This is a genomic window from Novosphingobium sp. (assembly GCF_965214355.1).
Classification (GTDB): Bacteria; Pseudomonadota; Alphaproteobacteria; order Sphingomonadales; family Sphingomonadaceae; genus Novosphingobium.
The window spans coordinates 760595-780964 of the sequence record NZ_CBDCBI010000002.1; the positions used below are offsets into that span (position 1 = coordinate 760595).

Annotated in this window: 15 protein-coding genes; 7 read left to right on the plus strand and 8 right to left on the minus strand. The window is 63.2% G+C overall.

Features of this window, described 5'->3' with window-relative positions:
- Positions 1-119: 119 nt before the first annotated feature.
- Entirely contained in the window at positions 120-2630 is a 2511-nt protein-coding gene (locus ACOOE2_RS04210; protein WP_420381770.1) for a glycoside hydrolase family 2 TIM barrel-domain containing protein, read from the minus strand.
- A 191-nt stretch (positions 2631-2821) separates the two neighbouring features.
- Here ACOOE2_RS04210 and ACOOE2_RS04215 point away from each other — a divergent pair, with 191 nt between their 5' ends.
- Positions 2822-5191, plus strand: coding sequence for a glycoside hydrolase family 3 N-terminal domain-containing protein (locus ACOOE2_RS04215; RefSeq protein WP_420381771.1), 2370 nt, complete (start codon positions 2822-2824; stop codon positions 5189-5191).
- Here ACOOE2_RS04215 and ACOOE2_RS04220 read toward each other — a convergent pair.
- A complete protein-coding gene (locus ACOOE2_RS04220; protein WP_420381772.1) occupies positions 5168-6244 on the minus strand; it encodes a helix-turn-helix domain-containing protein in 1077 nt (358 codons plus the stop codon). The two genes, ACOOE2_RS04215 and ACOOE2_RS04220, sit on opposite strands and share 24 nt — an antisense overlap.
- A 196-nt stretch (positions 6245-6440) precedes the next feature.
- Here ACOOE2_RS04220 and ACOOE2_RS04225 point away from each other — a divergent pair, with 196 nt between their 5' ends.
- Genes ACOOE2_RS04225 through ACOOE2_RS04240 form a run of 4 tightly spaced genes read left to right on the plus strand, consistent with a single transcriptional unit; the run spans position 6441 to position 11230 of the window.
- Positions 6441-7721 carry a hypothetical protein gene (locus tag ACOOE2_RS04225; RefSeq protein ID WP_420381773.1) on the plus strand — a complete coding sequence of 427 codons (1281 nt, stop codon included), beginning with the start codon at positions 6441-6443 and terminating at the stop codon, positions 7719-7721.
- On the plus strand, positions 7718-9391 hold the full coding sequence (locus ACOOE2_RS04230) for a DUF1588 domain-containing protein (protein WP_420381774.1): 1674 nt from the start codon (positions 7718-7720) through the stop codon (positions 9389-9391). The genes ACOOE2_RS04225 and ACOOE2_RS04230 overlap by 4 nt, the downstream gene beginning before the upstream one ends.
- Positions 9388-10737: a DUF1552 domain-containing protein gene (locus ACOOE2_RS04235; RefSeq protein WP_420381775.1), complete on the plus strand. Its 1350-nt coding sequence runs from the start codon at positions 9388-9390 to the stop codon at positions 10735-10737. The genes ACOOE2_RS04230 and ACOOE2_RS04235 overlap by 4 nt, the downstream gene beginning before the upstream one ends.
- A gap of 19 nt (positions 10738-10756) precedes the next feature.
- Positions 10757-11230: a c-type cytochrome gene (locus tag ACOOE2_RS04240; protein ID WP_420381776.1), complete on the plus strand. Its 474-nt coding sequence runs from the start codon at positions 10757-10759 to the stop codon at positions 11228-11230.
- 56 nt (positions 11231-11286) lie between these two features.
- On the opposite strand, the gene ACOOE2_RS04245 is transcribed toward ACOOE2_RS04240, so the two are convergent.
- Both ACOOE2_RS04245 and ACOOE2_RS04250 read right to left on the minus strand, forming a co-directional pair.
- The gene (locus ACOOE2_RS04245) at positions 11287-12342 is read right to left on the minus strand and encodes a hypothetical protein (RefSeq protein ID WP_420381777.1); all 1056 of its coding nucleotides are present in this window, start codon (positions 12340-12342) and stop codon (positions 11287-11289) included.
- Positions 12343-12394: 52 nt separating this feature from the next.
- Positions 12395-13195 carry an SDR family NAD(P)-dependent oxidoreductase gene (locus tag ACOOE2_RS04250; protein ID WP_420381778.1) on the minus strand — a complete coding sequence of 267 codons (801 nt, stop codon included), beginning with the start codon at positions 13193-13195 and terminating at the stop codon, positions 12395-12397.
- A 98-nt stretch (positions 13196-13293) separates the two neighbouring features.
- Here ACOOE2_RS04250 and ACOOE2_RS04255 point away from each other — a divergent pair, with 98 nt between their 5' ends.
- The gene (locus tag ACOOE2_RS04255; protein ID WP_420381779.1) at positions 13294-13998 is read left to right on the plus strand and encodes an aspartate/glutamate racemase family protein; all 705 of its coding nucleotides are present in this window, start codon (positions 13294-13296) and stop codon (positions 13996-13998) included.
- 69 nt (positions 13999-14067) lie between these two features.
- Here ACOOE2_RS04255 and ACOOE2_RS04260 read toward each other — a convergent pair whose 3' ends face one another.
- On the minus strand, positions 14068-14217 hold the full coding sequence (locus tag ACOOE2_RS04260; protein WP_420381780.1) for a hypothetical protein: 150 nt from the start codon (positions 14215-14217) through the stop codon (positions 14068-14070).
- A 220-nt stretch (positions 14218-14437) separates the two neighbouring features.
- Here ACOOE2_RS04260 and ACOOE2_RS04265 point away from each other — a divergent pair, with 220 nt between their 5' ends.
- On the plus strand, positions 14438-15619 hold the full coding sequence (locus tag ACOOE2_RS04265; protein WP_420381781.1) for a ThuA domain-containing protein: 1182 nt from the start codon (positions 14438-14440) through the stop codon (positions 15617-15619).
- A 26-nt stretch (positions 15620-15645) separates the two neighbouring features.
- Here ACOOE2_RS04265 and ACOOE2_RS04270 read toward each other — a convergent pair whose 3' ends face one another.
- Genes ACOOE2_RS04270 through ACOOE2_RS04280 form a run of 3 tightly spaced genes read right to left on the minus strand, consistent with a single transcriptional unit; the run spans position 15646 to position 20369 of the window.
- Positions 15646-18591 (minus strand): glycosyl hydrolase, encoded by a 2946-nt coding sequence (locus ACOOE2_RS04270; protein ID WP_420381782.1) that lies wholly within the window; start codon positions 18589-18591, stop codon positions 15646-15648.
- A 19-nt stretch (positions 18592-18610) separates the two neighbouring features.
- Complete coding sequence (locus tag ACOOE2_RS04275) at positions 18611-19600, minus strand: alpha/beta hydrolase (protein WP_420381783.1); 990 nt, start codon at positions 19598-19600, stop codon at positions 18611-18613.
- 1 nt (position 19601) lies between these two features.
- Positions 19602-20369: a TetR/AcrR family transcriptional regulator gene (locus tag ACOOE2_RS04280; protein ID WP_420381784.1), complete on the minus strand. Its 768-nt coding sequence runs from the start codon at positions 20367-20369 to the stop codon at positions 19602-19604.
- Position 20370: the final 1 nt, after the last annotated feature.

Consider the following 20370-nt stretch of genomic DNA (forward strand, 5'->3'; position numbering starts at 1 on the left):
TCTTGTTATTGCGTAATTTATGGTCCGTATCGTTACGATAATCAAGGAAATCCGGTGGAGCGCGCCATGCACGAGACGACTGGGAGTGCGCCGCGATCCTTGCCTGGTGCCTCTTGCGCTTATCCGATCCGCAGGCGGGCCATGGCCGGGGCCAGACCGGCGCTGCTGACAGTCACCGCTGCCGCGCCCCGTTCGCCTGTGGGACGAACGATGGCAAGGGCCTTGCCATGCCAGGTCTTGGCCACCGCTTGCCGGAAACTGCCGACGCCGCGCGGGTTGGCGTTGCCGAACGCCGCGAGCTCAACGGGACCGATCAGTTTCACGTCCAGCACATGGACCGCGTCGGGGACCGGTCGGCCTGCGCTATCGAGAATGTCTGCGGTCACATAGCAAAGATCGCCGCGATCGGCCCGAACCTGCGCGCGGTCGATCTGCAATCGCAGCGCAGCCGCTGGCCCGGCGGTTTCGAGCACGCGTTTGCCGATGGCGCGGCCGTTGCGAAACGCCGTTGCGGTCAGAGTGCCCGGCGCATAGGCCACCGCGAATTGTGCGGTCGATTTGTCGGTATCGGTCATCGCTTTTTCGCCCACGATCTTGCCGTTGAGAGTCAGTTCGACCCGGTCTGCGCGGGTGTAGACGATGACATTGACCGCTTTGCCCTCCGCGCCCGGCCAGGTCCAGCTCCGCAATTCATCGCGCCAGCCCCACATGGACACGCGCTCGATTTGGCCATCAAGCGGCCGGTGCACGCTTAGTTCCAGCGGGCTCAAACCCCACACCACATCGCGCGCCAGCGATTGCGGTTTCTGCTGGCCGATCACGTCGATATCTCCGCAATTGGCATTGAACCACGGGTACTTGCTGCTGAATTCCAGCGGATTGCCGCTGGTATCGGATTTGCCGATGCCGGATTCGCCGAGATAATCCATCGCGGTCCACACGAAATCGCCGATCAGCCACGGGCTGCGATCGGTCAGTCGCCAGATTGCATCGACATCGGCCGGCAGGCTTTCGGTGCCCAACATCACCCGCTGCGGGAATTTTGCGTGGTCGCGTTCATAGTCGCGCAATTTGTAATTGTACCCGGCGACGTCGAGAAATTGGGTGGCATCCTGGTCAGGTGTGCCGTCGGGTCTAGTTACCGGCGCGCCGGCGACCCCGTCGATCGCTTCGGTAATCGGGCGTGTCGGATCGAGCCGGCGCAATTCGTCGCGCAGCATTTTGGCCGTCGCGATACCCTGCGGCTTGTGCTTGTCGGCGATCTCGTTCCCGATACTCCACATGATGACGCTGGGGTGGTTGCCGTCGCGGCCGACCATCGCGGCCAGATCCTTGCGCCACCAGCCGTCGAAATAGATATTGTAGTCATCGACATTCTTGCCGACGCGCCAGGTGTCGAATGCTTCTTCGAGAACCAGCATGCCCAACCGGTCGCAAGCATCGAGGAACGCCGGCGAGGGGGGATTGTGGGAGGTGCGCACGGCATTGAAGCCGCGCGCCTTAAGCAGTTCGACCTTGCGCCCCTCGGCCCGGTCGAGCGCGGCCGCTCCAAGCAGGCCGTTGTCGTGATGCACGCAGCCGCCGCGCAACTTGTGCGGCTCGCCATTGATCCGCAGCCCCTGCGCCGCGTCGATCTCGACATGGCGGATGCCAAAGGGCGTGACCATGCGGTCCACCAACTGGCCTGCCAACAGCAATTCGCATTCGGCATGATAGAGCTGCGGTGTTGCGGGCGACCACAAGCGGGGCGCGTTGACCGATAGCAGCGCCTGGCCGTCGCTGGCCGGCACACGGGTTTCGGCGACCACTTTGCCCGCCGGGTCCTTGATCCGCGTGACCAGCATGGTCCCCGGCACCGGCCCTGCGACCACAGTGCGCACTTGTACCGACGCGGTGCTGGCCGACACAGAGGGCGTCGACAGCCTCACACCCCAGCGTTCGAAACGTACCGGGCCAGTTATCGACAGGCGCACGTGGCGATAGATGCCCGATCCCGAATACCACCGGCTGTTGCGGCCAAGATTGGCCACCCGCACGGCCAGCACATTGTCGCCGGTGTGGTCGAGATGCGGCGTCAGGTCGAATCCGAACGGGGTATAGCCATAAGGATGGTTGCCGAGCTGAACCCCGTTCAGCCAGACCTCGGCATTCATGTAGACTCCGTCGAACAGGATCTCGACCCGTGCATCGGGAACGAGCGCGGGCAGACGGAAATGCTTGCGGTACCAACCCATGCCACCGACGGTGAAGCCGGTCTGTGCGCCGCCTTCGCTCGCAATCGAGTCGCCCAGGATCGAAAATTCCGCGTTGAACGGACCGATCGCGCGTGGCGGCGCTTTGACCGTTTGCCCGATCGGGGCCGTATCGACATCGCGGATTTCGGCGTTGACCAAGCTCTGATCGGCAAGGCGGTCTTCGATGCTCCAGTCATGGGGCAGGTCGATCCTGCGCCAGGCCTGATCGTCGAAGGCGGGCTGCGCGAAATCGTCGCCGTCGCCGAGAGAAAACTGCCAATCGGCATCGAACGGCTGATCGCGAAGATCGGCCGAGAGCGTTGCGGACCTGGGGGTTTCGGCCCTGGCCCATGGCCCTGCAAGCGTTGCCAATGCGACGCCGGACGACAATTTCATGCTCGTGCGACGCGAAACGGTTGCCAACGCCTTGTCCAACATCTCCGGCTCCCAAAATTTTTTCGGTGTGGCGCGTTGTGAAGATTTACTCACAAGACGTCAATCGCTCGAATGCGTTCGATTTTCGCCTTGCGCTCTGGCGTCCAATGCCGTTGACCGTGCGTAGCACCAGCGAGCCGGAGTGTATTGCCATGCCAGATTTCCCAAGTTTTGATCGCCGGCTGTTTCTGGCGTCGGCGGCGGCCATGATGCCGGCGGTGGGAATGGCGCAAACCGGTGACCGTGTGGTCTATCGCGATCCGCATGCGCCGATCGGCGAGCGGGTGCGCGACTTGCTTGGCCGGATGACGCTGGAGGAAAAGGCGGCGCAGATGCGCTGCATGTGGCTGACCAAATACCAGATTCTCGACGGTGGACAGTTTTCGCCCGCCAAGGCCCAAACCGTCCTGGCCCAGGGAATTGGCCAGATCGGCAGTCCCGGCGACACCATCGGGACGCCACGCTCCAGCAAGGACTATTACCGCAGCCCCGAAGAGACCGTCGATTTGGTCAACGCGATCCAGCGGCATCTGACCTTGCACACGCGGTTGGGAATCCCGGCGCTGTGCCATGAGGAAACCGCGCATGGCCTCAAGGCCCGCGATACGACGATCTTTCCGATTCCTCCGGGGCTTGGCAGCACCTGGGACCTGGACCTGGTCGAACAGGCCTTCGCCGTCGCGGGACGCGAAGCGCGGCTGCGGGGTGCGACTGTCGCTTTGAGCCCGGTGGTCGATCTTGCGCGCGATCCGCGTTATGGCCGGGTGGAAGAATTTTTTGGCGAAGATCCCTGGCATGTCGCGCACATGGGGATAGCCGCCGTGCGCGGACAGCAGGGCCATTCCCGCCCGTTGGGCAAGGACAAGGTGTTTGTCACACTAAAGCATTTTGTCCACGGCGCGCCGCAAGGCGGCCTGAACACCGCGCCCGCCGATATGAGCGAACGCACGCTGCGCGAGGCGTTTCTGGTGCCGTTCGAACGGATCATCCGCGAAACCGACCCGGCAGTGATCATGCCGTCCTACAACGAACTGGAGGGCGTCCCGTCGCACGCCAATGTGGAATTGCTCCAGCACACCGGGCGCGAGCGCCTTGGCTTCAAAGGCGCCTATTTCAGTGATTACGGCGGTGTGACCAATCTGGTCAGCGACCACAGGATGGCCGCCAACAATGATGATGGGGCGGTCCTGGCGATCACGGCGGGGGTCGATGCGGAAATGCCCGACGGACAGGCTTATGCACGGATTCCCGAACTGGTGCGCAGCGGGCGCCTGTCCGAGGCGCAGATCGACCGGTCTGTCGCGCGCATCCTCGCGCTGAAATTCGAAGCGGGCTTGTTCGAAAACCCCTATATCGACAAGGCGCTGGCGGTGCACCGCGTCAACACGCCGACTGATATCCGGCTGGCGCGAACGGTTGCGCAAAAATCGATCGTGCTGCTCAGGAATGATGGCGTCCTGCCGCTCGACCGTCATGCTCCGCTCAAACTGGCAGTGATCGGGCCCAATGCAGCCGAGGCGCTGCTTGGCGGCTATTCGGGAGTCAACGCCCGATCCGTCGGCATTCTCGATGGAATCAGGGCGGCGGCAGGCGCGGGCATGACCATCGGCTATGCCGAGGGTGTACGCATTGTCGAACCCGACCCCAGCGGGCAACATTCGAATGTACGGCCGCTCCATTTCGTCGATCCGGCCGCGAACGTCGCGCGCATCGCCGAGGCAGTTGCCCTTGCCGCCCGATCAGACATGATCCTGCTCGTGGTCGGCGACGCGCCGGAAATCACGCGCGAATCGGTCGCAAGGTTTGCGGCCGGCGACCGCAGCACGCTTGGGCTGTTTGGGGATCAGGACGCCCTGGTCGAAGCGATGATCGCGACCGGCAAGCCGATCGTCGCCGTGCTGATCAATGGTCGGCCGCTGGCGGTAACGCGGCTGGCGGAAAAGGCCAATGCGCTGATCGAGGGGTGGTATCTTGGCCAGGAGGGCGGGCATGCCTTGGCCGACGTGGTCTTCGGCGCGATCAATCCCGGCGGCAAACTCGCGGTCACGATCCCGCATGGGGTGGGCGAATTGCCGGACTTTTACGACCAGCATCCTTCGGCAAGGCTGCGCGCTTATGTGGAAGGGGGACCCAAACCGCTGTTCGCGTTCGGCCATGGCCTCAGCTACACCAGCTTTGCGGTTTCTGCTCCGCGCCTTGTCAATCCGCAAATCGCGGTGGGCGATACGGCGGTGCTCGATGTCGATGTCGCCAACACCGGCGCGCGCGCGGGCGACGAAGTGGTGCAGATCTACATTCGCGACGATGTCAGCTCGGTGCCGCGTCCGGTACTTGAGCTTCGGGCGTTTCAAAGGGTAACGCTGCGTCAGGGCGAAACGCGCACGCTGCGGTTTGCCTTGCCGCCCGATGCGCTGGCGTTCTGGAATATCGCGATGAACTTTGTGGTCGAGCCAGGCACTTTCACGATTTTCGCGGGGCCCGCTTCCGACATGCTCAAATCAACCCGGCTGACCGTCATCTGATGGGCTCGTCGGCGCAGCGTGCGCGACCGCCAGGGTGCGCACGCTTTGGCGATAGCGCGATGGCGAAACCCCCATCCATTCGCGGAATGCGCTGCGAAACGCGTCGGAATCGGCAAAGTCGAGCCGGTCGGATATCTGTTCGACGGTCAACGTTGATCCGCGCAGCAGTTCCAGACCGAGTTCGCGTCGGCAACTGTTTCTGATCGCGCGCCATGACGTGCCTGCCTCGGTCAGCCTGCGGCGCAAGGTGGCATTGCTACTGCGCAAGTGACGCACGACGTGCTCGAACGCAGGCAACCGGTGATCCTCGCGCAAGGCTTTGTAGGCAAAGCGGCGCACCGCATCGGCGGCGGGCAGGACCGGGACCCCTGCTGACCCGGTGAACAAAAAACCCTGTTGCGGCCAGTCGATGACTTCGTCGTTCGCGCGCACGATCGGATAATCAAGGAATACAGCAGGAAACGCGAACCCGGTCCATCCCGCGTCCAGCACCACCGGCAACGGCAATGTGGGCAAGTCCAGCGCCTCGAATAATGCCCGATCATAATTCAGCGCAATCCGGCCGAACGGCAGCCGATGTGCGATCAGCCAGCCGAGCATGCCGTGAAAGTGTGCCACGCCCACCAGATCGATGACGCAGCCGGCAATGGTCGGGGCAGAGCGCAGCGAATCGAGCCGCAATTCGGCCACGTCGGCGTAAGTGTGCAAAGCCATCCGGCCCATGCGTTGATCGATCGCGTCGAAGCATTCGCTACAACGCGTGATCGCCTCGCGCAGCGATCGCGCGCTGCCCAGACAATACAGGATCAGCCTCCAGTCGCCTGGGCGCATCGGTTCGCGGTTGTCGGCACGATTGAGATCGATGGCAATCCGTGCGACCAGCGGTGCGCTGAACCGGCGCAGCGCTTCTGTCGGCAAATCGCCCAGATCGCCCGCGGTCAGGCCAGCGTCACGCAACAACGGGTCAAGATCACCGGTGGTGCGGGCAAAGATCTGCGCGATCGTGAGCCACAGCCGGCGGGACAGATCGGCATTGCCATACGCATCATCCATGGCGCCGCGCAATACCCTGTGTTTCGGATCACGTCATCCTGAAAGCGTGTGCCGTAAAATCTATGTTTTCCAACAATGGCTAATCGAATGATCCATAAACGGGGTTTGTATTGAGCGATAACAGGGTGGTTTTGGCCGATCCTTCGGGCCATGTTCCCGCAGGCTGAAAAGACGGGGCGTGCCCGCAGGGGATGTGATGAAACACACTGTATACCGTGCCTTGCATCATCGCGGCTGGCGCGCGGTGGCGACAGCAGGGTTCGCCTTGCTCGCGGGTGCCGCAACGATCGGCGCCGATTCGCCCACGGGCGGCGAGCGCGGCGTGCATGCCTTTGTGCTCAGCCACATCTATTTTGCCGGCGCGCCCGAAGCCGGAGCATGCGCGACGATGTCGGCGCGCAGTACGGAGGCGTTTCGGCTCACGCTGCCTAAACCCGAACAGGCGGCTTATGCCGCACCGGCGCAATATGGCCCGTTGTTCGAAAAGATGAACAAGGATCTGGGGTTTCGCCGCATTTCGTTGTCCGGCGGCAATCCGGGGGGCAATTCAGCCGGCAGGGCGAATGTTGCAAAAGTTCCCGCCGATTATCGCCATGGCGAACATCTGACCATTGCTCGTGCGCGCCAGATTGCTGCGATGAATGGCTTCCCGCACGATCGCGGCAACCCCGCTTTCCAAAGCTCTGTCATCGCGTATGACGCCTGCACGGATCCCGGCGACTTTCCGCAATTGACCAAAGGCTATGTGCCTTACGACGGAAAACGGGCGTTTGGGATTGATCTGGATGGCAAAGTCGGGCCTGCCGATTTTACCGCGCCCGACGGCACGCGCGGTGTGGATAACCAGGTATGGCACGTGCTGGGTTGCACCAAGACGTTTCGCGAACAAGGCGATCCGGCGACGGCAAAGGGCGTGTTCCTATCGGCGCGTGCACCCACGCTGATCGAAGTGCGCGGGACGGACAATCTGCACGACGCCGGCGATGTGACGGTGAATGTCTATAGCGCACTTGACCCGGTTACGCGCGATGGACGCAAGGGCGCGCTGGCCTACGCCAGTTTTCGGCCCGATCCCGATTCCGCGCTGCATGCCACGACGCATGGCCGCATTGTCAACGGGGTGCTGCTCAGCGATCCGGTCGATCTGGTGCTCAATTACAAGGAGCAGATCATCGATTCCCCGCGCCATTTGCTGCGCACGCGTATTCGCCTGGTGTTTCAGCCCGATGGCAGCGTCGAAGGCGGTTTCTACGGATATTACACGATCGCCAGCCTTTACAATTCGATAGAACAGATGACGCTCGTCGGTGCCGATGTTTCGGGTATGTCCTGCCCGGCCATTCACCGGGCAATCACGCGTTATGCCGACGGGGCGCGCGATCCCCGCACAGGCCGGTTCACCGCGATTTCGACCGCCATGCACTTCTTTGGCGTTCCCGCGTTCATCGTGGGCAATGCCGGGCAGCCAGCATCATGATCCGGCACGTCATTCGCGGCGCGCGTCACACCGTCTTGGCCAGGATGGTGCTGGCGCTGGCGGCCGTTGCCTTGGGAGCCGCCAGCGCGGGTTTGGCAACCGCCGACGGCGACACACACTCCGCGCCTGAACCAGGCAGCGTGCGCCGGCTGACCGAAGCGCAATATCGGGCCGCCATTGCCGACACGTTCGGGGACGACATAAAAATCATCGGTCGCTTCGAACCGGATCTGCGGGTTGATGGCCTGATCGCGGTCGGCACAAGTGTGGTGTCTGTCACTCCGGGCGGTCTTGACCAATATGAACATCTCGCGCGCGGTGTGGCCGAACAGGTGACCGACGCGGCCCATCGCAACCGGCTGGTCGGCTGCGCGCCCGGGCCAGCCGATCCGAGCGGTGTCAAGTGCGCCGCAACGTTTTTTGCGCGCGTGGGGCGGATGCTTTATCGCCGCCCGCTGACCTCGGCTGAAACGGCCGGTCTGGCGCGACTGGCGATTGCCGGGGGCAGGGGGCTGGGCAATTTCGACCAGAGCCTGGCAACCGCACTGGCTGGAATGCTGACCAGCCCCGAATTCCTGTTTCGCATGGACCGTGCTGCGGGGCACGCGGTCGACGGGTATTCCAAGGCACAAAGACTCAGCTATCTGTTGTGGAATGCCGGGCCCGATGACGCGCTGCTGGCCGCTGCGGGCGCCGGCGCGCTTGATACGCCCGACGGCCTGGCACACACGGTTGACCGCATGATCGCTGCGCCGCAGTTCGCGCGTGGCGTTCGCGCGTTTTTCAGCGATTTCCTCGCGCTCGACGATATGGACGGGCTGTCGAAAGACCCCTTGCTCTATCCTGCGTTCAACGCCTCGGTGGCTGCGGACTTGCGCGAACAGACGCTGCGCACGATCACCGATCTGCTGGTTACCCAGCGCGGCGACTATCGCGATCTGTTTACCACGCGGCGCATCGCGATGACGCGCACGCTGGGGCCGATCTATCAGGTTCCGGTCGCACGCGACGGCTGGAGCGTCCACGAATTCCCCGTAGGCGATCCACGCAGCGGACTTCTTTCCCACGCCAGCCTGCTGGCGCTGCATGCCCATCCCGGACGCACTTCGCCAACGTTGCGCGGCAAGGCCATCCGCGAGACGCTGCTGTGCGAGAAAATCCCGTCGCCACCGGCCAATGTCAATTTTGCGGTGGTGCAGGATGTCAACAATGCCACGCTGCGGACAACGCGTGCAAGATTGGCCGCGCATCTCGATGACGAACAATGCGCCAGTTGCCACAAGCTGACCGATCCGCTCGGGCTTGGCCTGGAAAATTTCGACGGCGCGGGTCAGTTTCGCGTGGCCGAACGCGGTGATGTGATCGATGCCAGCGGCAGTTTCGATCAGCGCCGGTTCGACAATGCCATCGGCCTCGGTCAGATTTTTCACGACAGTCCCAAAGTTGCTGCCTGCCTCGTCGCGACCACCTGGCGCTATGCCACCGGGCGCAATATCACCGCCGCCGACGCTCCTGTCGTTGCCGAACTCGACCGGCGTTTTGCTGCACAAGGCTATCGCGTTGTCGATCTGATGCGGGCGATTGCGGTGGAGCCAGCGTTCTATGCCACTTCGCCAACCGCAGGGCCCGATGTCGTTGCGGCCCGCGCAAACCGGAAAGACCGATCATGACACGCGATCATCCCACACGGCGGGCCTTTGTGATGCGCGGGGCGGCGGTCACCGTTGGTCTGCCGCTGCTCGATATGGTCCTGGGCTCCAATGGCGATGCGTTTGCGGCCAGCGTGGGCGGCGGCGCGCTGCCCGTGCGGTTCGGCACCTGGTTCTGGGGTTGCGGCATGATCCCGTCGCGTTGGGAACCCAAGAATGCAGGTGCGGGTTACGATCTGCCGCCGCAACTCGCGCCGATCGCCCCGGTTCAGCAGCATGTATCAGTGTTGAGCGGGTTTGACGTCATGCTCGACGGCAAAGGCAACCTGCCGCATATCTCCGGCAATACGGCGTTACGTACTGGCGCGCCGGCCGACACCTGGCAGGCGATCCGCGCGCCTACCTTCGACGTGCTGATCGGCGATGCGATTGGCGGTGGATCGGTGATGCGATGCCTCGATATGACCGCCGACGGCAATCCCAAGACCAGCTATTCGTTCCGCAATGGGGCCAGCATGAATGCGGCCACACCGACCGCGCTGGCGCTGTATCAGCAACTGTTCGGTCCTGATTTCCATGATCCCAACAAGGCGGATTTTACACCGGACCCCAAATTGCTGGTGCGGCAGAGCGTGCTGTCGGCGGTGGGCGAACAGCGCCGTGCGCTGATCGCGCGCGCCGGCGCGGCCGATCGCGCGCGGCTGGACCAGTATTTCACGTCTGTGCGTGAAATGGAGGGCAAGCTGGCACTGCAATTGCAAAAACCGCCTCCGGCGCAGGCGTGCATCCGCCCGGTCGAACCCGCTGCCCTGCCGGCAAATATCGACATGACCGACCAGAGCGTGCGCCGCACCAATCACAAATTGATGGCTGAACTGCTCGCGATGGGGCTCGCCTGCAACCAGACGCGGGCGTTCAACATGACCTTTTCCGCGGCTGCCGCCGATCTTCACCAGGCAGGCGAGACCACCGGGTACCACCAGTTGACTCACGAGGAACTGATCGACCGCGCGATCGGGTATCAGCCCAAAGTCGATCGTTATGCGATCTATTCGATGGAGGCCTTTGCCGAATTCGTGACCGCGCTGGCGTCGGTCAGGGAAGGGGCCGGCACTTTGCTCGACAATTGCATGGTGTTTGCTCATTCCGAGGTTTCGTACGCCAAGAACCACGATGTGTCGGGCGTTCCGGTGATGATCGCGGGCCGCGCCGGCGGCCGGTTGAAACCGGGCATCCATGTGCGCGGTGGTGGGCAGCCGATAACCCGGATCGGCCTGACCGCGCAACAAGTCATGGGGGTCGGCACCGACAGTTGGGGCTTTGATGCGATGCAGGCCAGGCAGCCTGTCTCTGAGATACTGGCATGACACGATGAAAGGAAACGTGATGAGGCTTGGCTTGAAACGGCAGGTGACCTTGGCCACGGCCATTGCGGTGCTGGGCACCACGGGCTTGGCGATCGCGGCGGCGCCCGAGATTGCCGCAGCGATCGCTGCGCGCAAGGCCAATTACAAAGAGATTGGTGGCGATATGAAAACCATCAGCGACGAGATCAAGACCGGTGCGCCCGATCTGGCCAGCGTGCGCTCGGCTGCGCGCGATCTGGTGAACCGGGCTTCGGGGCAACTGAAGTATTTCCCCGCCGGCAGTGGGCCGGAATCGGGTGAAAAAACCAGGGCCAAGGCCGCAATCTGGACCGATTACACAACGTTCGGCACAGCCCAGAGCGATATGCTAATCGCCGCCAAGGCGCTGCAGATCGCGACCGACGGCGGCGATCTGGCATCGATGACGGCGGCGCGCAACACGCTCGGCAACGCCTGCAAGGCGTGCCACGACAAATTCCGCGAACTGGAATAACCGGCCTGGCGTCATGCGAAGGTGCACGCGTGCACCTTCGCATCGTTTGTCGCTGGTCAGGCCGCCAGCACGTCTTCGGGTTCGGGCGGGAACATGCTCGGGGTGCCCGGGTCATAAACGCGGGTCAGCAGGCCGATGAATCTCTGGTCTGTCATCGGGTCGCTGGGCACTTCGAACGTTTCGCCGCGCGCGCGCAGATCGGCAATCAGCATGTCGAACACCTGCTCGTGTGTGATGTCATCCGTATGGTCGAGCCCGCGCTTCAATTCGGCATAGTCCATATAGATGTCGGCGCCCCAGTGGACGAGGAACCGGAATTCTTCTTCGGGGACGTGCTGGATGACCTGGCCATCGGTGGTGATCCGCCAGCCCGCAGGCTGATCGGGATCGGCCTCCATCATCGAAGCGATGGTCAGACCTGCTGGCCGGCGCAGCGCGGCCGGGCCATTGGCCTCTGCCGTGTGGAACATCATCTCGTTTTCGACCACCACCGCGCGACCCCACATCGGCGCCTTGACCTGCTGCGGCGCGGCCTGGGGACCGTGCGGCCAATAGTTGAAGCCGCCGCCGACCTGGCCTTTGTAATACCAGGTAATGACTTGCGCCTTCTTGGCCTGCCAATGCGTGAACAGTCCGCATTTCACCATCATGTTCATCAGCCAGATTGGCGAATTGTCCATCGACACACCGCGGAAACGGGTGGCATCGACATGCGGATTGCGGCTGCCGCCGCAAGGTCCCTGAATGTTGAACAGCATATTTTCAGGCGTGGCATAAGCGGCGCCCCAGTAATTGCGCACGAGATCGAGAAATTTGGTGTTGAAAAAGCAATCCTCGATCTCGGGATACAGCATCGTGCTGGCACGGCCGAAATAGCCGCGAAATACCGGGCTCAGAAACATATCCCAGGTCGGCGTGAATCCTTCGGGAATGAGGCCGGACGTCGTGGCGATCACTTCTTCGGGCGATTTGAAATGCTGCGCCAGGATCAGCGACCACGGTCCATTACGACGCACGACGTCAAGCATGCGCGCATGCTGATCGGGGGTATAGGCATTTTCGATGATCTGCGGGTCTGCGACCGGGCGGAACACGTTGGGAATGCTGGTCATGATTGTCTCCTTGATATCAGGGGTTTGAGGGGTTTGAGGTGTTTGAGGGGTGTCAGCTATGTCCGGTCGACGCGGTTAACCCGCCGTCGACGACAATTTCGGTTCCGGTGATGTAGCGGGCCTCGTCCGAAGCGAGGAACAACGCGGCATGCGCGACATCCCAGGCATCGCCCATCCGGCGCATCGGCACTTGTGCGTGGCGTTTGGCCACCATGCCGTCGTAGTCGCCCGCGTTGTAGCGCGCGGCGAGCCGTTCCACGAGCGGGGTAAGCATCAGCCCCGGGACGACACAGTTGAGGCGCACGCCCGTCGCTGCGTATGCGATCGCGGTGACGCGCGTGAACTGCATCAGCCCGGCTTTGGCGGCGGCATATCCAACCTGGTCCTTGCCCACCCAGCGCAGACCCGCCACCGACGCCACATTGACAATCGCACCGCCGCCCCGCCGCTCCATGATGGGCAGGACCGAGCGGCTGACGAGAAAGGCGCTGGTCAGGTTGAGTGTCAACTGTTGCTGCCACACCGCCGGGTCCATTGTGGCGGGTGTGCCCGGTTCGGACTGGCCGACATTGTTGACCAGCACATCGATCCGCCCATAGCGCGCCAGGCACGCCGCCACGATCGCCTCGACTTCGCCTTGTGCAGTCACGTCACAGGCGGCAACGTCCAGCGCCAGGCCTTCCTCGGCCAGCACGCTGCGGGTTTCTTCGGCAGCGGCCGGATCGCGATCGACGCCAAACACTTGCGCGCCCTGGCGTGCAAACAGTGCGGTGATGGCCTTGCCGTTGCCCCATCCCCGTCCGCTTGATCCGCAGCCGGTGACGATCGCGACTTTACCCGCCAGGTTCAACATGCCGGCGAACAGTGTTTGAGCCGGCGCCTGAACTGGCGCTTGAGCGCACGCCCGTCCCGCGATAGGCCGGGCCGGGTCGCAACAAGGACCGCCACGTGATGACTAAAGGCCCCCGGATCCACCTGATCAGCGCACTCGCCCAATCGCCGGGGCCCGCCGCTGCGGCCATGCGCGAAGCCTGGCCGCAAGCCCGGTTCCACAATCTGCTCGATGATTCGCTGGCCGGAGATCTGGCGACGCTGGGCGCGATCACGCCCGGTATCGTCGAACGCTTTCTTGCTCTGGGGCGCTATGCCGCAGCGGCGGGTGCGGAAACTGCGCCCACAGCCGGGGTCATGTTCACCTGTTCGGCGTTTCGTCCGGCAATCGACCGGGTCAGGGCGGCGCTCGCCATCCCGGTCGTTTCGCCCAATGAAGGCGCTTTCGAGGAGGCACTGGCCTATTGCGCCGGTCGCCCGGCCGGCGGGACCATCGCCCTGATGCTGACGTTCGCCGGCTCGCTGGCCCCGTTGATCGACGAGGTACACGCCATTGCCGCCTTGCGAGGGCAGGATTTGCCCCGCGTCGACGGAATTGTCGCCGATGGCGCGCTCGCGGCGTTGCAAAGCGGCGATGGCGCTACGCATGACCGTATCGTTGCCGCTGCGGCCAGCCGGATTGCGTCGGCCGATGTGGTTGTGATCGGACAGTTTTCGATGGCGCGCGCGGCTGCGGCCGTGGCCGCGACCGTGCACGCGCCGCTGCTGACCACACCTCATGCTGCGGTGCGCAAATTGCGCAGCATGGTAGAAGCGTCCGCGTGAGGCGCGCAACAGGCTCACTCGCTGGCGCGCAGGCAGGCAATCGGGCGGCGTGCACGGCACGTGCAGCTTTCAGTCGAGCGTGGCCGGACGAACCGCGATCCGGTGGCCATCGCCAAGCGGCCCAGTGCCCGATGCATCATGCTGTTCCTCGGCCCGATCATTCGAAGATTGCGCAATAAAATGCCATTGACACGCGGCATGAGCCGCATGATAACGCATTTATACTGCTGAACGCGTAACATATGTCGTATAGGCGATGCAATCCAGAACATGACTTCGAGCCGTGTATCCGCCGCACTTTTTCCCCAGCGGATGAAGGACGAATTGCGTCTGCGGCGTGGTCGCGTTCGTTTCGGGGGCCGTCCTTGACGCGGCAGCCTTTTGAAGTCCGACGCCTGCCAAAAGCAAACACACCGGAACGATGATCGTGGGGAACCGCATGCCAATACCCGACCAGACCGCGATTCGCGCCGATGGTGCGAAACGTGTCGTGATGAAGCGGCTTGCGCTTGTTGCGCTGGCGATGCTTTCCTGCGCGGCCGTCTCTGTGGCACAGGCCCGGCCGGTGATCGATTGTCCGCTGCGCGATGCACCGTTTTCAAGCCGGTCGCCGATGATCGACTTGCTGCTCGATCCGGCGGCGCGTGCAGTGGTCGAGCGCAACCAACCCGGGCTGCTGTCGCATGTCCCGGCAATGATGGTGAGCACCGCCGCTCCTAGTTTTGCGGCGATCGTCACTTTGCGTGAAATGCTGGGCCTGATCGGCAAAAGCGAGGCAGATATCACCGCCGCAGAGGTCGCGATCGATGCCGGATTGCGTCCGTTGCCGGTCACCGCCGCCGACCGGGAAGCGCGTTGCGCGCGCTATGACAACGATCGTCCGCGGTTCGATCTGCCTGCGGGCCAACCGCGCCTGCTGCTCTTCGAAAAGATCAACGGTTTTCGCGATGCCCCCTCGGTCAACGCGGCGCACGCGGCATTTGTCGATCTGGCGCGACGCAACCATTGGACGCTGGTCACCACCGACAAGGGCGGCGCATTTAACCGCGCCACTTTGCGCCAGTTCGATGCGGTGATCTGGAACAATATCAGCGGGGATGTCCTGACGCTGGCAGAGCGCGCCGCGATGAAGGGCTATATCGAGCAGGGCGGCAGCTTTGTCGGCGTGCATGGCTCGGCGGGCGATCCGGTCTATTGGTGGGACTGGTATGTCGATACGCTGATCGGTGCCCGATTTGCCGGCCATCCTTTCCAGAAGCAGTTTCAGCCGGGCCGGGTGGTGATCGACAATCCTGCCGATCCGATTGCCAAAGGACTGCCGCCCGAATGGACAGTGACCGAGGAATGGTATTCGTTCAAAAACAATCCGCGCGCCACCGGCAGCCATATCCTCGCCACGCTTGACGAAAACTCGTACGAACCGCTGTTTATGAAACGCAGCTTGCGCATGGGCGATCATCCGATCGCCTGGAGCCGGTGCATCGGCAAGGGGCGGATGTTCTATTCCGCCATCGGCCATCGCCCTGAATTGTATACCGATCCTGTCTACCAACAGATGTTGACGAATGCTCTGGGCTGGGCAGTGCGCCACGATGGCCCGGCTTGCGGGCAGCCGGGCTGATCCTGCCGATTGGACGCGGCGTGGCATCAGGGAAATGGCCCGGCAACCGCCTGATACAGCAGGCGCACCGGACCCACCAGACCGGCAGGTTTCGGACGCAAAAAGCGTGCCCCCGGGCCCTTGCTCGCGGCCATGGCGTTTTGCGGGGTGTTGACCACCGTCACGTCGATGTGGTTGCGGCCCGGTTTTAGCGCGGTGGTGAGGTCAATGACAAATGGTGCAAGCAGCAGCGGTTGCGCATCTGCGCCGTTGGCTTTGACGAGCGCGGCATCATGCACTTCGCCCAGATCGAGCGATACCTTTGCACCCGGCGCCAGCCACGCGGCCGGAATGTCGACATCGCGGATGTAATGCATCGCCCCGGAGAAATCGGCAAGTGCCGCGATCGTGCGCAAGTCACCCGGGACAGCCGGATGGGCGGCGATATCGATAACCCGTCCATTGGCGCCGTGCCCGCTGGCCGCCAGCGTCCAGCCATCAGCCAACACCAGGCTTTGTGCGGTGCCAGAGACACTCGGCGCCGCTGCAACTGCGGATTTCGGCAAGTCTTCGCCTACGACCACGATCGCCGACGCACCCGGTTTGAGCGACAGGGCCAGATGCGTATCGCCAGCGGCACCGGTGACCGGAAGCGCCGCAATCGTGCCATTCCAGGCATCCCACAGTTGCGCGCCGCCATGAGCATCCGGCACGGTAAAGCCGATGTGTCGGTCACCCTCACCGACGTTGGCAAAGAAGAACACGCGTCGTTTGCCGATGGCCCGTTCGACAAACGGCGTTGCCGCATCGGGATCGAATGTCAGGTTTGGCATCACCCCGATGGTGTGAAGGCCCGCCGGAAGCGTTGCTTCGGTCATCGCCATACCACCGTGCGCCACGATATCGGCCACGAAGTTGCGCAGTTCATGGTCGCGCCGGGCCGCGTCATGCAACCCTTCGCTGCGCACCGGTGGCTTGTCGACAAACATCACTTTGAGGCCTTCTGCGGCAAAACCAGCCAAAGCCTGCGCCGCGCCAAGATCGAGCACATCACTGCGCGGCACAACTACGACCGCAAAATGATGGCCGCCGGGCGTCACCAGTTCGCCATGGACCACGCGGCTGCGCGTCAGGCCATCGGTATTGATCCGGTCATAGTCATAGCCGGCGTGGACCAATGCGGCCAGCATGGCTGGCTCATGATGTCCTTCGGTTTCGTGACCTTGATAATAGGCGAAATCCTGCATGAACACGGCCGCCGGCACAACCGGATCCCCGGTCTGAAGCACGCTCTGGGTGCGCGCGAGATAGGTTGTGAGCTTTGGCACCACAGCCCAAATTGGATTGGTCTCGCTCAACATGGTGCTGAACCCGGTACCGAAACCCGGCGCAAAAGGATGCCAGCCGGGCCACTGTTCGGGATGCACAGCATATGGGAAACCGTGAATGATCAACCGGTTGACCCCGGATGTGAAGATGAGGTCTGCGCGGCGCTTCAGGTCTTCAGGCGTAACTGCATAGGGTCTGCCCATGAAGCACAGGCTCTCGGCCGAGATTTCGCGGTGGCCATAAATGTCACCGGCCGAGCGCGCCAGTTTCATGAAGTCGACATCGGCAGTGGACTCAAGGTCCTCGGTTTCGGGAATATCGGCCAAGCCATAGGACCGCAGCGTGTCGGATGGCGCGCCGTGCGCCTGAAATCTTGCGAGCAGGCCATGCGCATGGTTCCAGGCCACGAACGGCGCCACGAAATTCTCGTTGAACAGGTCGGAAACGGTGCGGTGATAGTCTTCGCGCACGCGTTCGCCCATATCCCCTGCGCTGCCCCCCATCCGGTAATATGGCGGGCTCCAGTGCGCGGTCCAGGCCTCGGTCCAACCGGGCTGGATGATCAGGGGCAAATAGGGGGTCAGGTCATAGCCGCGCCGCCTTTTGAACTGCGCCAGCAGGTCCTCGCTCCAGTAGAGATCGGGCATCAATTCCAGACTGTCGACGAACGTCGCGCGCAAGCTCTTGCCGAAACTGGCGCCCAGTTCGGCGACCGCAGCATCGCCGACGCGGTGGGCATGGGCCGCAAAGGCGTCCTTGCGGAAATGATCGAGCACCAGTTGCGGACCCGCGCCCACGCCGCCCGACACGCCGGAATCGGCCATGTACCGCTTGAACACCAGAATTTGCCAGTCGCCCGGAGGCGCCGTCCAGTCCAGCGTGCCGTCACTGCGCAACCGATCGGTGAGGACGCGCGCGCTGCCGGCCTGCAACTGGCCCGGCGTCAGCACTTGCGCCCAGGGATCGAAGTGAAAACCGCCCGGCGTGGTCGCCTTGAGCCCGGGGTCGGTGCCTTTGACCGCAACCACCGCGACGATCTTTTGCCGGGCATCGATCCGCGCCGGCCAGTCGGCAACTTCGGGCCCGCGATAGCGCGTATCGAGCGTCGACCATGCGCCGAGTTTGCGGGTGCGTGGCGGCAATGTCAGTTTGATCGGCCCGGCCTGGCCCCCAGTGACATGCGTGGTGCTGGCGGTCAGTTCGGGCAGGGCGAGTTCGGGGGTGATGGCATAGCCACCACCCGACGGCCACGCCGATCCAAACGTCATATCGAGGCGCAGACCATGCGTCTGTGCGGCGCCGAGCGCATGGGCGACGTGCGCAAAGTATGTGGGCGTAGCGTAATCGTTGACCGCGATCCGCTCGTCCGGGGTCAGGTTGGGAATGCCCGGGTTGAACGGCTGGATCTCGCCGCCACCAAACCCGGCGGCATCGAGCACGCCGATTTCGCGCGCCAGTTCGGCATCGGTGACCGCGCCGCCCGGCCACCACCATCTGACCATCGCGCGCGCCGATTTGGGCGGCGCCAGAAAGGCTTGCGCAAGCGGGTCCGCGGTCTGGGCAATCGCTGCATTGTGCGGTTGCAACATCAGCGCGATAGCCAGGCTGAGCAACGGCAGGCGGCGCTGGCCGACGTTTGCCCTGGTATCTGGATTGCAAGCCATTGGTCGTTCGCTTTCCGATTCAGCCAGCCAGGTGAGAGGTGAAAAAATTGGACATTATGTCGATTGCTTCACGCGTTTCGGGGAGCTGGAAATTGTACCAGTGCGCATGGGGCATGGCCTCGAACACATAGAGTTCCGCGTTGCGCCCGGCCCGGCGCAGCGCGCGGTGGAACAGGGCCGATGCGCTCAAAATCGCATCGCGCGTGCCGCTGACCAGCAAGGTCGGCGGAAAATCCGACAGGTCGCCCTTGATCGGTGCGACCAGCGGATCGTTGCGATCGGCATCGCGCAAAAATACCCCGCGCTCGCTGATCGGATCATCGACCGGCGCCCCGACATGGTCATAAAAACCACCAAGTGTCAGATAATTGTACGTATCACCGAGCGTGGCGACATCACCGCCCGCGGTAAACACGCCGCAGCAGACCGGCAGCGGCAGATTGTCGCGCTTCAGCCGCATGATCGTCATCGCGGTCAGGAACCCGCCGGCCGATGTGCCGAAGATGGCAATGTCGGCTGGCAGGTGATCGGTCAGCAGCGCGCGATAGACCGCCACGATATCGTCGATAGCGGCAGGAAACGGGTGTTCGGGCGCGAGCCGGTAATCGACCGCGACGACCTCGATCCCGGTCTGCGCGGCGATCGGGATCGCCTCGCCCAACGCTCCGGCGCCGATGACAAATCCGCCGCCGTGCAAGTTGATCATGATTTTGGACCGCAACGCCGCCGGCGCGTCGGCCTTGCGCACGCGGTGGCAGTGCACTCCGGCAATCGTGGTTTCCTCCACCGCACAGGGCCAGATCGACAGGGCATAGTGGTTGAGCATCGCAAACGCCTGGTTGGTGGCCTCGCGCGTTTCCCACATCGGTACGGGTTGTGCGCTATCGGCCATTTCGCCCCAGGGGTTCGATGACAGAAATATCCGCGCTTCGGCGCTGACCGTATCAGGCACGGGCAGTTTGACGGCCCCGAGGTCTACGACACCATTGTCAATACGATAGGATCCCATGCTACTGGCTTTCGATCAGGGGTAAACAGGGCAGTTCGACGGTCTGCATCTGCGCAGGCGAGTGCCCGAAATCCTTGGCACTGGCTTGCGTATCATGCGCGACGCAGCGCTCGATGGCGGCATTGGTCATGCCAAGCCCCCGGCAACAGAACCAGGTGGCATCATGCAGCAAGCGGTCGGGGCTTTGCTGATACGGCGACAGCGCGCCGGGCAGCGCGCGGGCGGCGGCGACCATCGTGCCGACGTGTTCGATCAGCATGCTGACATGCTCGGGCAAGAGCGCAGGCCCTGCCATGTCGCCCGCGGCGCGTGCGGCATGAAGCGCACGGGTCACCGGCGCAAGTTGCAGCCGCATGGCCCGGCGATAGACAACGCCGGCATAGCCGCCATCGCCTGACAGGCTGGCCAGCATGATCCGCACCGATTCGAGCACGGCTTCGTCGGTGGGGGTTATACACTGCCGCAGATAGGCGCGGATCACCTTGACCAGGCTTTCGGTGGTCGCATCGGGCATGCCGAACACATCGTAAATGTAATCCTGATCGCGGATCATCTTGCGGAGCACCGCGCGATAAAGCGCCTCTTTGGACGCAAAATGGCGATAGAGCAGGGCTTCGGATGTGCCTGCCGCTGCAGCGATCTGGAACGTCCTGGTGCTTTCATAGCCGTTGTGCGCAAACAGCTTGCGCGCCGCGACCAGGATGGTCTGACGACGGTCCACCGCCGAAATCCGCTTGCGGGCAGCGCGCGCGACCACATTCTCTCCCATT